Annotated in this window: 12 protein-coding genes and 2 pseudogenes; 11 read left to right on the top strand and 3 right to left on the bottom strand. The window is 66.2% G+C overall.

The window, feature by feature from the left end; translation table 11 throughout:
• The first annotated feature begins 154 nt into the window (after positions 1-154).
• The 6 genes and pseudogenes from ABZF37_RS11370 to ABZF37_RS11345 all read left to right on the top strand — a co-directional run bounded on the left by ABZF37_RS11370 (position 155) and on the right by ABZF37_RS11345 (position 4,528).
• The gene (locus tag ABZF37_RS11370) at positions 155-334 is read left to right on the top strand and encodes a PLDc N-terminal domain-containing protein (protein ID WP_372719982.1); all 180 of its coding nucleotides are present in this window, start codon (positions 155-157) and stop codon (positions 332-334) included.
• 46 nt (positions 335-380) lie between these two features.
• Positions 381-767, top strand: a pseudogene (locus ABZF37_RS11365) (nuclear transport factor 2 family protein); the annotation flags it as partial.
• A gap of 4 nt (positions 768-771) precedes the next feature.
• Positions 772-1,323, top strand: a complete 552-nt coding sequence (locus ABZF37_RS11360; protein ID WP_372719980.1) for a zf-TFIIB domain-containing protein — start codon at positions 772-774, stop codon at positions 1,321-1,323.
• 187 nt (positions 1,324-1,510) lie between these two features.
• Complete coding sequence (locus tag ABZF37_RS11355; RefSeq protein ID WP_372719978.1) at positions 1,511-2,026, top strand: ATP-dependent zinc protease; 516 nt, start codon at positions 1,511-1,513, stop codon at positions 2,024-2,026.
• 34 nt (positions 2,027-2,060) lie between these two features.
• On the top strand, positions 2,061-3,548 hold the full coding sequence (locus ABZF37_RS11350; RefSeq protein WP_372719976.1) for an inactive transglutaminase family protein: 1,488 nt from the start codon (positions 2,061-2,063) through the stop codon (positions 3,546-3,548).
• Positions 3,545-4,528: an alpha-L-glutamate ligase-like protein gene (locus tag ABZF37_RS11345; RefSeq protein WP_372719974.1), complete on the top strand. Its 984-nt coding sequence runs from the start codon at positions 3,545-3,547 to the stop codon at positions 4,526-4,528. The genes ABZF37_RS11350 and ABZF37_RS11345 overlap by 4 nt, the downstream gene beginning before the upstream one ends.
• Here ABZF37_RS11345 and ABZF37_RS11340 read toward each other — a convergent pair.
• The 3 genes from ABZF37_RS11340 to ABZF37_RS11330 form a co-directional block, all read right to left on the bottom strand.
• Positions 4,512-5,510 carry a D-Ala-D-Ala carboxypeptidase family metallohydrolase gene (locus tag ABZF37_RS11340; RefSeq protein ID WP_372719972.1) on the bottom strand — a complete coding sequence of 333 codons (999 nt, stop codon included), beginning with the start codon at positions 5,508-5,510 and terminating at the stop codon, positions 4,512-4,514. The two genes, ABZF37_RS11345 and ABZF37_RS11340, sit on opposite strands and share 17 nt — an antisense overlap.
• Positions 5,507-7,063 (bottom strand): murein L,D-transpeptidase, encoded by a 1,557-nt coding sequence (locus tag ABZF37_RS11335; RefSeq protein ID WP_372719970.1) that lies wholly within the window; start codon positions 7,061-7,063, stop codon positions 5,507-5,509. Before ABZF37_RS11335 ends, ABZF37_RS11340 begins: the two co-directional genes overlap by 4 nt.
• Before the next feature lie 77 nt (positions 7,064-7,140).
• Positions 7,141-7,626 (bottom strand): peptidylprolyl isomerase, encoded by a 486-nt coding sequence (locus ABZF37_RS11330; RefSeq protein ID WP_372719968.1) that lies wholly within the window; start codon positions 7,624-7,626, stop codon positions 7,141-7,143.
• 577 nt (positions 7,627-8,203) lie between these two features.
• Between ABZF37_RS11330 and ABZF37_RS11325 the strand changes: the two genes are divergently transcribed.
• From ABZF37_RS11325 to ABZF37_RS11305, 5 genes and pseudogenes are all read left to right on the top strand, one after another.
• Entirely contained in the window at positions 8,204-8,647 is a 444-nt protein-coding gene (locus ABZF37_RS11325) for a pilin (RefSeq protein WP_372719966.1), read from the top strand.
• A 66-nt stretch (positions 8,648-8,713) separates the two neighbouring features.
• Complete coding sequence (locus tag ABZF37_RS11320) at positions 8,714-10,747, top strand: tetratricopeptide repeat protein (protein ID WP_372719964.1); 2,034 nt, start codon at positions 8,714-8,716, stop codon at positions 10,745-10,747.
• On the top strand, positions 10,744-10,968 hold the full coding sequence (locus ABZF37_RS11315) for a DUF433 domain-containing protein (RefSeq protein WP_372719962.1): 225 nt from the start codon (positions 10,744-10,746) through the stop codon (positions 10,966-10,968). The genes ABZF37_RS11320 and ABZF37_RS11315 overlap by 4 nt, the downstream gene beginning before the upstream one ends.
• Positions 10,965-11,297, top strand: coding sequence for a DUF5615 family PIN-like protein (locus ABZF37_RS11310; RefSeq protein ID WP_372719960.1), 333 nt, complete (start codon positions 10,965-10,967; stop codon positions 11,295-11,297). Before ABZF37_RS11315 ends, ABZF37_RS11310 begins: the two co-directional genes overlap by 4 nt.
• A pseudogene (locus tag ABZF37_RS11305) lies at positions 11,294-12,298 on the top strand (hypothetical protein); the annotation flags it as partial. The gene ABZF37_RS11310 and the pseudogene ABZF37_RS11305, both read left to right, overlap by 4 nt.

Below are 12,298 nucleotides of genomic sequence, written 5' to 3'. Positions count from 1 at the left end.
GCCGCCCGGTCGCGGGCTTCGCGCTCGGTCTCGGACGGGACCTCGCTGGGATGCATTGGACGGGCTACTCCTGCGCTTGGATCTACATCAGCCGTGCCTGGAAAGGTTACCTTAGAGCGCCTGCGCCGTAGCGTTGTCACAGGAGATTGCCGAGATGGGAATCGAAGTCGGGGGCCTGATCGGATTGCTGGTTCTGATCGCCGATGTGTGGGCGGTCGTCAACGTGTTTCAGAGCAGCGCCGGTACCGGCGCCAAGGTGGCGTGGATCGTACTGATCCTGCTGCTTCCAGTATTGGGGCTGGTGATCTGGCTGCTGGCCGGACCACGCGGATGAGCGTCGCCGAGGCGCCGCTTGAGCTCGTTCGCCCTACTACGCGGGCTGCAGCGCAGCCGACCGGGCCGCCATGCTGGCCACCTTCTGCGACGATGTGGTGCATTACTTCACCCACCATGCGCCAGTGGGCGGTGCTGTAGCACTGGCCGAATACTGGGCGCGAATGCAACCGCGGATTGCCGGACACTGGACCGTGGATCATGGCCTCGTGCAGGGCGCCGAAGCGGTGATTGAGTGGACCATGCGCTGGACCCCGCCCGGCGGTCAGCCAGAGCTGATGCGCGGCACCGAGTGGTACCGCCTGCGCGGCGGGCACATCGCCGAAATTCGCGCCTATTATCTGAACCGTCACGCGCCGTATGAGCGCCGTCATTTCGAGCTTGACGGTTTCGATTACGCTGGGCGCGGTTATCCCATCCTGCCTGGAAGCTAACGCCATGTCTGCCGATTGCCCGCGCTGCGCCCTGCCGCTCGACACCAGCCAGTTACAGCAAGTGCCGGTGCAGCGCTGCCCGCGCTGTGCTGGGCTGTGGTTCGAGGCGCATGCCCTGCGCGAGGCACGCAACGCCGCCGATCCGGACCTCGCCTGGCTGGACGTGGAACTTTGGTCGGACGCCGAACAGTTTCGCCACGCGCCGCATAGTGGTCGCTGCCCGGCCGGCGACGGCGCCCTGCACGCGCTGGAGTATGGCCACACCGCGGTGACGGTGGAGTACTGCGATGTCTGCTTCGGCGTCTGGCTGGACGCGACCGAGTTCGAGCGCATCGTGGATGCCCTCGAACTCGAGCTTGACCGGCGCCCGGCCCCGGCCTATCTGCGCGACGCCCTGCACGAGGCGCGGCAACTGCTCACCGGCCCACAGCCACTGCTGGACGAGTGGCGTGACCTGCGCACGGTGCTCAAGTTGCTGGAGTATCGGGTGCTCAGCGAGCATCCGGGCCTGCACCAGCGCCTGTTGGCGCTACAGGCGGGTAACCCGTTTCGTTGAATGGGGCGACGTGCGTCGCCGGTTGTCTCTCACGGGAAGCGCTGAATAAATCGATCCTGGATTTCTCAGCGCCTCCTTAGCGGTAAAGGTCCGAACAGCCAGCGGCGAACACGGTCTGCGATAGAATGGCTCGCTAAACGGGTGGCCCGGTGCCGCCTTTCTGCCAGTCATTCCGTGCCGTCCTGTTATGCGCAACCCCATCGCCGCGCTTGTGTTGTCTGTGTGTCTGTTGGCCGGCCTGGCCCCGTCGGCGGGCGCACGCGGCGTGTATGGCTGGGTGGAGTTCGTGGAGCTGCACCTGGGTGGCGAGGCACTGAAGCTGAAAGCCAAGCTTGACACCGGCGCCCGCAGTTCCTCGCTCGACGCGGTGGATGTGCAGCCGTTCGAGCGCGACGGCAAGCGCTGGGTGCGTTTTCGCCTTAACCTGCCTGGGGCCAAACGATCGGCACCGCTTGAGGAACCGATCGTGCGCTACGTTCGAATCAAGCGCCACAAGGGTCCGTATGACCGCCGCCCGATGATCCGCATGCAGATATGCCTGGGGGATGAGCTGCGCAGCGTGGATGTCAATCTCACCAACCGCGGTCGCTTCATCTACCCGCTACTGCTGGGCCGCCGGGCACTGACCGGATTGGCCGTGGTCGACCCCGCCCGTACCTTCCAGCGCGCTCCACGCTGCGCCGCCAGCCCAAACGGAGAGTAGTGTCCTGCGCAATCGTAATCTGCTGATTTTATGTTTGGTTCTAGTCGCCGCTGGTGGCGGTCTGTTTCTATACAAATGGAGTGCGCTCGGCGTACCGCTCCAGGCCGACAATGCCATCGAGGCATGGACGGTGGAAGCGCGTATCCGTTTCACGGCGCGCTCCGGCAGACCGATCAAAGTCCATTTGGCAGTGCCGCTGCGCCCGCCGGGCTTCACGCTGCTTGATGAGACTTTCGTCTCCAGCGGGTACGGCTTGTCGACCGCCGTTCGCGAGGGTGATCGCCAGGCCTTGTGGGCAATCCGTCGCGCCCGTGGCGAGCAGGAGCTGTACTACCAGGCCGTGGTCTATCCAAGTGGCGACGACGCCGTGTCCAAGTCGCGCCCGCCAGCAGTCGAACCGCCACGCTTCAGCGATACCGAGACCGCCGTGGTGGGGGCGCTGATAGATCAGGTTCGCGCCCACTCGGCTGATATCGCCACCTTCACCGTAGAGACACTGCGTCGGCTGGGCGCCCGCGACAACAACGACATGGACCTGCTGCTCGGCGGTGACAGGACGGCCGAACAACGGGCCAGGGTTGCGGTCAAGATTCTCGCCGTCGCCGGCATCGCGGCGCGACCGGTCTACGGCTTCATGTTGCACAAGGAAGGCCGCCACCTGCCCCTGCTGACGCAACTCGAAGTGCATAACGGCGAGCGTTGGCTGTCGTTCGACCCACTCACCGGCGCGCCCGGTCGACCCGACAGCTTCCTGGTTTGGTCGCGCGGTGAGCCACCTCTGCGCGACAGCAACGGTGTGCGTAATCTGCGGCTCGAATTCTCGGCCGCCGAGAACACCTACGAGGCTCTCGCCGCCGCCCACCAACGCGCCGCCGAACGCGGCTCGATGGCGCTTCAGTTCTCGCTGCTGAGTCTGCCGATTCAGATGCAAATGGTGTACCGAGTGGTGCTGACCATGCCGCTGGGGGCGCTGATCATCGTGCTGCTGCGCAACGTGGTCGGCATCAAGGCATTTGGCACCTTCGCGCCAGTGCTGATCGCACTGGCGTTTCGCGAAACCCGACTGCTGAACGGCATTCTGCTGTTCGTCGGTATCGTCGGGCTGGGGCTGGGCGCCCGCTTCTTCATGGAGCGCCTGAAACTGCTGCTGGTCCCGCGCCTCGCCTCGGTGCTGACCGTGGTGGTGTTGATGATGGCCGTGCTCAGCGTGCTGACGTATCAGCTGGGCATCGGCGCGGGGCTTTCGGTCGCGCTGTTCCCGATGGTCATCCTGACCATGACCATCGAGCGCATGTCGGTCGGCTGGGAAGAATCCGGCCCGCGCGAGGCCCTGCAGCAGGCGGGCGGCAGCCTGCTTGCCGCCTCGCTGGCCTATCTGGTGATGACCGATCGGCAGTTGCAGCACCTGGTGTTCATGTTCCCCGAGCTGCTGCTGATCGTGCTGGCGATGACACTCATGCTCGGCCGCTACACCGGTTACCGGCTGACCGAGCTACGCCGTTTCAAGGCGTTTGGGGCGTGAGACTGCCCTGGCGCCAGGCACGGGCACTGCGGGCAAACGGCGTGCTCGGCATGAACCAGCGCAATGGCGATTTCATCTCGCAGGTCAACCCGCGCCGCCTGTACCCATTGGTGGACGACAAGGTTCGCAGCAAGGAGCTGGCGCAGGCAGCGGGTATTCAGGTGCCGGAGCTGTACGGGTTGCTGGCCATCCAACATCAAGTAGTGGACCTGCCAAAGCTGCTGGACGGGCGCGAGGACTTCGTCGTCAAACCGGTCAACGGCAGTGGCGGCAACGGCGTCTTGGTCATCGTCGGTCGGCGCAAGGACCGTTACCGCAAAGCCAGCGGTGCCCTGCTGACCCAGGACGAGCTCGAACACCACGTCTCGAACACCCTGTCGGGCCTGTACAGTCTGGGCGGCCTGCCGGACTCGGCGATGATTGAGTACCGGGTGCGCGTCGATCCGGTGTTCGAACCGATCTCGCATCAGGGCGTACCGGATCTGCGCACGGTGGTCTACCGGGGCTATCCGGTAATGGCCATGGTGCGGCTGCCGACCGCGATGTCGGACGGCAAGGCCAACCTTCACCAGGGCGCCATCGGCGCCGGTATCGACATCACCACCGGCGTCACCGGCCGCGGCGTGTGGCGCAACGAAGTGGTCGACGAGCACCTCGACACCGGCAACCCGATCACCGGCGTGCAGGTGCCGCAGTGGGACACCCTGCTGGAACTGGCCGCGCGCTGCTATGACATCAGCGGCCTGGGTTATCTGGGCGTCGATTTCGTGCTCGACCGCCAGTTCGGGCCAATGATGCTGGAGATGAACGCCCGTCCCGGCCTCAACGTCCAGATTGCCAACCAGGCCGGCCTGCTACCGCGCCTGGCCACGGTGGACGCGCTTGGCCGCGCCGACGCCGACGTGGCCGAGCGCGTGGCCTTCGCGAAGGAGCATTTCGGACGTGCCAGCAGCGCGCTGGCCGCTACCAGCGCGCCGTGAAGCCACGCGTGTCGAGGTGCAGAAACGCCCCGTGGTAGGCGTTTGGCGGATAGGCTGACAGGCCACCGGTGAAACGCTGCCAGTCCGGATCGGACTGCGCCGCATCGACGATGCGATACAGCAGCTGTGCATCGCCCTGATCGAGGCGGCCGTCACCGTTCAGGTCATCCATTCGATCGTCGCCGTCCTCGTCGATAAACACATCAGCCGCGTCGCCCCACTGGTGACGGCTGAAACGCGTATCGCCGAGTTGGCTGTTGTAGTGCGGCGTGCGGTAGCCGCTCATCACGGTCAGTCCACTGCTGGCAATACCGGCGCGGGCGAAACGATCCAGCGCCGCTTCCAGTGCCAGCGGCAGGCGTTCGCGCAGCGCCACATAGCGCGGCCCGGTGGCCTCCTGCTTGCAAACGAACTGACCGAGGCGCAGGCGCGGGGTCAGCGGCAAATCCGCCGTGCGGTCGTTGATTTCGACAAAGCCCGCGGGCGGCTCATACGCCTTCTGGCCGCCTGGATGGCTCGGGTAGTCGCCGATCAGGTAGCCATTGAGCATCCCGCCGCGCAGCGCCTGCCGGGGCAGCGTAACCAGAGCCGTGAAGCGCATGCTGGCGCCATCGTGGCGACGAATTTCGAGCGTGTAGGCGCCCGCTTTTCCAGGCGCCACCCAGCGCCACCTACCGGGTGCCAGGCGCTGTACCGTACCGGCGCCCGCATCGAGCTCAAAACCGCCGGTCACCGTACCGTGCACCTGCAGCGTTACCCCCTGCCCGGCGCCGGCCAGCAGCGGATTCACCGACAGCTTCGAGTGTTCGCCCCCCCAGCTGACGGAGAAGCCGGCGTCGGCGGCCGGCAGCGGGCGGGGCGCCAGCGAGGCCAGGGTCAGCGACGCGGCAGCGGCCGGCAGGGCGGACAGCACGGCGACCAGTCCCAGCACAAGCTCCCGAAGGCGCCGCCGCGGGGCAGGCGTGGAGTAAGCACAGATCACGGGCCGATTTCCTCGAACGGTGAGGCCAGGGCGCCGGCTAAGGGCGCGTCGCGGTCATAGAAATCACGACGAAAGTGCACCGTGCCATCGCTGCCCACCCATGCCGTCCAGTACAGCAGGTAGACCGGCACCGGCGTGCGCAAGTTCACGCTGCGGGTAATGCCGCTGTCCAGGGCCGCTCGCAGGGCTTCGGGCGACCAGCGCGAGTCATCCCCCAGCAGCCAGTCGGCCAGGGCCGGAGCGTTCTCGAGCCGGATACAGCCGGAGCTGAAGCCACGCTCGGCGTGCGCGAACAGCGCGCGCGCCGGGGTGTCGTGCAGGTATACGTCATAGCCGTTCGGAAACATGAACTTGATCCTTCCGAGCGCATTCCAGGGTCCCGGATCCTGACGCAGACGGTACGGCAGGGGCGGCTTCATGCGTGTCCAGTCGATATCCGCAGGGTCGATTTCGCGCGGTCGCTCGCCCCAGCCATTCAGTACCCGAATGTGCTCGGCAGCCAGATAGCCGACGTCCCGGCGGATCAGCGGCAGTTTGTCCTGCGCCGCCAGGCGGGGCGGCACTTCCCAGTACGGGTTCAGCACCAGGTAGCGGATGCGGTCGGAGAACTCCGGCGTCGGCCGGTACGGCCGACCCACCACCACGCGCATGCTCAGCGCGATGTCGGCACCGTCGATCGCATCCAGCGTGAACGAAGCCACGTTGACGCGCACCTGGCGTTGCCCCGGCGCCTCGCCCAGCCAGCGGCGGCGCTCCAGATTGGCAATGAGCTGGTCGACCCGGGCGCTGGCCGGAGTGTTCAGTGCCCGCCGCGTCTGCGGGCCGACGGCGCCGTCGGCATCCAGGCCATGCCGGGCCTGGAAACGCCGCACCGCCGCCTCAAGCGAAGGGTCAAACAGCGTCTGATGGTCGTCACTGGCACCGTCCATGCCCTCGCGAGTCAGGCGTGTCCGCAGCAGCAGCACGGCCGGGTCGCGATCACCGGCCCGCAGCGTCGGACCCTCGGGCAGCGCCGGCCAGCCGCCCGCACCCGCCACGCTGCGGTACTGCACCAGTGCCTGCAACAGCCGCGGGTAACCGGCCAGGGCCGAGACCAGGTCCGCCACATAGGCCTGGGCCGAGGGCGCCCGCTGCAAGCGGTCCGGCAAATCGGCGTCGGCGGCCAACAGATGCCAACGCGGTTTGCGCCCGCCAAACTCCACCTTGCCGTGGCGCACGTGTGAACCCAGCAACAACAGACCGTCGCTTAGCAACAGGTCGAGGTCAGCCCGGGCGTCCGGAGTACGCATCCCTTGCAGGGCGTCGATCGCCGCAAGGTGGTAATCGGCCGGGCGCAGCCCATGTGCCGCGGCGCCAGCCAGCGCCTGGCGTGCTGCGGCGACGCGTTCCGCGGACCACAGCGGTGCATGGCCACGGTCGGCGTATAAGCGCCGCAGCACCTCGGGCGAAAAAAGTGCTTGCCTCGCTGACGCCGGGCTCGCCAACGCCGCCTGCAGCGCATCGGTGACCGGCTCGGCGGTGGCAAGTCCCGGCACGGCCAGGACGACGATCACCCACTGCAACCAGGCAACCGGCCACCGTGCAGTGCTCGAAAGGCTAGCGCACAAGGAGCCTGCCGCGCGCCGCCACCTCAGTGGTGATGACCGCCCACGCCATGCACGTGGCCGTGGGCCAGTTCCTCGGCCGTCGCCGCGCGCACATCGAGTACTTCGAGGGTGAAATGCAAGGTCTGCCCCGCCAGCGGGTGATTGGCATCGACCGTCACGCCGTCCTCGTCGACACTCGCCACCTGCACCGTCATGCGGCCACCGTGTTCATCACTGGCGTGGAACTGCATGCCGGCCTCGATTTCGACCTCAGCCGGGAAGCGGTCGCGCGGCACTACCTGCACGCGCGTCGCATTGTGCTCGCCGTAGGCGTCGGCTGGCGCGATGGTCACCTCCATCTGCTGACCCGCCTCCTGGCCGGCCAGCTGCTGCTCCAGGCCGGGAATCACGCCATGCTTGCCTTGTACGTAGGCAAACGGCTGATCCGCGGTGGCACTGTCCAGCACCTCGCCGGCGTCATTACGCAGGGTGTAGGCGAGGATCACGACACAATCGTCGGCAATGCGCATGGCGCGACTCCGGGGTAGGGGGTTGGGGGAAAGTCTAGCAGCGCCGACAGACGCGGATAAAACGGGTCACTCAGGCGTCCGTCGGAATCCGCGTGCGTGTTCCCCGGATTTACAGCGCCGGGCGGTGATCGTCTTGTACCCCGGCCCAGATCGCTCGGCGCCGACCCCAGGCGATCGCCGTGCGTACGGACAATTTTTGTCAAATATTGACAATCCACGTCGGTCGAGGATGGCGGGGTCATCAAGGTCCTGGCAGTGCAAGCGCACCGGCGTGGGCGCCACCGCGCGCCGGATGCCGGCTCTTGACTTGGCCCGTTGTTGAATACCTACCTGATAATAATCAGAGGGTTATATAAACATTCCTCGCTGTCCCCAGGGGAATTCATGACCGGTTTCCCGGGCATTCGTGAAACCGACTTGGCACCAACCAGACCTATGGCACGGCAATTGCTGTTGTTGTACCGCGCACCGGCTCAAGGCCACCCGCCACAAGCCGATATGCTGCAGGGCACGCGTTGGCGTGTAGCGGGGCAGCCTGCGCGGTTCAACTTACATTCATCCATCGGGAGACATGCAAATGCAGAAACTACAACAGGGCTTCACGCTCATCGAACTGATGATCGTGGTCGCCATCATCGGCATCCTGGCCGCGCTGGCCGTGCCGGCGTATCAGGACTACACCATCCGGTCCAAGGTGTCGGAATCCGCTTCGCTGGCCTCGGCGGCGCGCACCGCCATCGACGTGTCATATAGCGAAAACGGAACTCTAACGGGCCTGCCAACGACCCACGCAAGCCTGGGCCTGTCAGAAGCCGGCTCGTATCGCGCGAAGTACGTATCCGCGGTGACCGTGGGCGCCAACGGCGTGATCACAGTCGACCTGAAAGCCGACACCACGCTCGGTTTAGGCGAAGCGACCGGCGACGACGTCATCTACGAGCCGCTGAATCAGGGCGGTAACCTGGAGTGGACGGTGAGCGCTAGCAGCACCGTACCGGACAAGTACTTGCCCAGGCGTTAAGTTCGTAGCATTCCCTATCACAAGGGCGGCTTCGGCCGCCCTTTCTTTTATCTGGCACCCCCGTTAATGGCTACCCGCCTTGAGTCTGTGGCGCTGATCACGCTGCTGCTGCTGGCTGCAGTCTGCTATTGGCCGGGCCTGCGCGGGCCCTGGCTGTTTGATGACTACCCCAACATCCTGGAAAATGCCGTCATTCACGTGGATGGCCTGGACTGGCGGGCGCTATGGCGCGCGGCCTTTGCTGGCGAGGCAGGGCCTCTGGGCCGCCCGGTCGCCTACCTCAGTCTGGCACTGAACCACTCCCTTGCCGGCAGCACCGTAAGCGCTTTGCCCTTCAAGCTGACCAACCTCGGCATTCATCTGCTGAACGTGCTGCTGGTATGGGCGCTGGCCGGGCACATCGGCCGCCGCCTGTGGGCCACGCCGCAGGCCGCCGTGTTCGCGCTGGCCGCCGCGGCGTTGTTCGCGCTGCATCCGATCATGCTGTCCAGCGTGCTGTACGTGGTGCAGCGCATGAGCTCGCTGGCCGCCACCTTCAGCCTGGCGGCGCTGATCTGCTTCATCCGCGCACGTGCGAGCACAGAAAACGTAGGTCGGCTTAGCCCCGCGGGCGTAACCCGACAGGCCCCGCCTGAGGAAGGAAAGATGTCGGGTTACGCTGCGCTAACCCGACCAACGCGCCGGTTGATTGCGGGCCTGTACGCCACCGTCGGCGGGTTGTTGATCCTGCTGGGCGTGTTCACCAAGGAAAACGCCGTGCTCACGCTGCCGCTGGCGCTGCTGCTGGACGCGGCGCTGTTTCCGGCCGCCTGGCCGTGGCGCGGCTGGGATCGGCTGGCGCCCGTCATGCGGCGCTGGCTGTTACTGCTGGCGCTGGTGTTGGCGGCCGTGGCGGCGGTGCTGGCGGCGCGGCATTTTGCCAGCGGCTACGACGCCCGCGAATTCACGCTGCCCGAGCGCCTGCTTACCGAGGCGCGGGTGATGTGGTTCTACCTTGGCCTGATCCTGCTGCCGCGCATCAGCGCCTTTGGCCTGCACCACGACGACATTGCGCTGTCCACCGGCTGGCTGGTGCCGTGGACCACGCTGCCGGCGGTGCTGGGCCTGGCGCTGCTGGCAGGATTCGGCCTGTGGGCGCTGCGCCGCCGGCCGCTGCTGGGCATCGGCATTCTGTGGTTCCTGATCGGCCACAGCCTGGAGGGCAGTTTCATTGCACTCGAAATCGCCCACGAGCACCGTAACTACGTGCCCGTGTTAGGGCCATTTTTGCTGCTGGCGGGTGGTTTTTGCCACCTGTGGGTACGCCTGCCGCGGCGCCAGACGGCGCTAGTGGCCGGCGTGGTGGTGGCGGTGCTGGCCGGCACCACGGCGCTGCGCGCCAGCCAGTGGCAGGACGATTTCCATTTTTCGAGCTACGAAGTGGCGCATCATCCGGATTCGGCACGGGCGCGTAACGATCTGGCCTCGGATCTGGCACGGCTGGGCGACTTTGCCGGCGCGCAGCGCGAGGCCGAAGCCGCGGTGCGCCTGGCACCGGACGAGCTGGGCAACCGCATCAACCTGGCCAACATCGTGCTGGCGCAGGGTGGCACGCTGGCCGCCGACGCGCAGGATCGCATCGAAACCTTGCTGACAAGCCGCCCACTGTCGGCCTTCGGCACACTGACGCTCAAGCGCTACGCCGAGTGCATCCAGACCAACTGCAAACACCTGGCGCCGCACCTGGCGCACTGGCTGGCGGTGTATCTGGCATCCGACCAGCCGAAGTTCGACCAGTCATACGCCTGGTATCTGAACGGCCTGTCGCTGCGCGCCGCCGGTGATGTTCAGGCCGCGCTGAACGCCTTCGAGAAAGCCTTCGCGCTGGACGGCGGCTTTCTGCACCCGCTGTTCGAGCAGGCCAAGCTGTTCATGGCGCTTGGCCAGTGGGACAACGCCGCCTTCAATCTGGAGCGGATCAAGGTTGCCAACCGCACGGCGCCGGTGCGCCAGGACAAGGCCATCGCGGAGCTGGAAGCGGCAATCGCGCAGGGGCGCAGCGGCAAAGAGGCAGTGCGTATACTCGGCGACACTGCCGACTCGAAGCAGGAAACGCCATGAATTACCAAGACTTCATCACCATCGAACCGGGCAAGCGCGGCGGCAAGCCGTGCGTGCGGGGGCTGCGGATCACCGTCTACGACGTTCTGGATTACCTTGCGGCCGGCATGACGCCCGAACAAATCGTGGCCGAGTTCGATTACCTGACCCTGGACGATATCCGCGCCTGCCTGGCCTACGCGGCCGACCGGGAACGACACCAGCTTGTGCAGGGCGCGTGAAGCTGCTGTTCGACGAGAATCTGTCGCCGCGGCTGGTCGATGCCCTTGCTGGTCTGTTTCCGGGTTCGGCGCACGTGCATGGTGCGGGCCTGGGCAGCGCGACCGATGATGCGGTGTGGCATCACGCCCGTGAGCAGGGCTTCACGCTGGTCAGCAAGGACGCGGATTTTTACGAGCTGAGCCTGCTGCGTGGCCAGCCGCCGAAGGTCATCTGGATCAGGCGCGGCAATTGTTCAACAGCTCAGATCGAAACGCTTCTACGGACACAGGCGGGACGCATCGAGGCGATGCTCGGCGACCCCGAAGCCACCTGCCTCGCGCTCCTGTGATCGCCGGCTCGCCATACCCGGTCCGTTTGCTGGCCCTGATCGCCACCCTGGCACTGGTAGCGCTGGCCTACCTGCCCGGCCTGCGTGGACCGTTCGTGTTCGACGACTACCCGAACATCCTGAACAACCCGCCCGTGGCGGTGACGGAATTCACGCCACAGGCGCTGCACGCGGCGGCGGTTTCCAACACCAGCGGGCCGCTGGGCCGGCCGCTGGCGGCGCTGTCGTTCGGTATCGACCATTACCGGGCCGGGGGCTTTTACCCGCTGGCTTTCAAGCTGACCAATCTGGCCATCCATCTGCTGAATGTGCTGCTGGTGTATGCGCTGGCCGGGCGCCTGACGCGCCGGCTGGGCGCGCACGAGATAGCCCCGGCGGTGGCGCTGTTCTGCGCCCTGTTGTGGGGCCTGCACCCGCTGCAACTGACCAGCGTGCTGTATGTGGTGCAGCGCATGACCAGCCTGTCGGCGCTGTGTTTGCTGGCTGGCACGTGGCTGTGGCTGATCGGCCGCGAGCGCCTGACGGTGGGCCGGCGCGGCGGCCTGACAGCCATGATTTCCGGACTGGCGCTGGGCATGGGTCTTGGAGTGCTGAGCAAGGAAAACGCCGTCCTGCTGCCGCTGTATCTGGGAGTGATCGAGCTGTGTCTGTGGCGGCAGACAGGCACCACGCCGCAGCACGACCCGGGGCGCCGGGCGGCGACGCGGTTTTTCGTCGTCGCCCTTCTGGCGCCGCTGCTGGTCGGCCTGCTCATTTTCGCAGTCCAGCCGGGGCTGCTGCTGGATGGCTACGCCAGCCGGCCGTTCACGCTCGCCGAAAGGCTGATGACGGAGGCGCGCGTACTCTGGTTTTACGTCGGCCTCGTCTTGCTGCCGACGCCGGCCAGGCTGGGCCTGTACCACGACGACATCGCGCTGTCGACCGGCATGCTCGATCCGTGGACCACCCTGGTGGCGCTGGATGGCTGGCTGATTGTTCTGGTGGCGGCGGTCATGCTGCGT

Source organism: Immundisolibacter sp. (assembly GCF_041601295.1).
Classification (GTDB): domain Bacteria; phylum Pseudomonadota; class Gammaproteobacteria; order Immundisolibacterales; family Immundisolibacteraceae; genus Immundisolibacter.
Note: the sequence above shows the minus strand (reverse complement) of the source record. Positions and strands in the feature narration are given on the sequence as shown.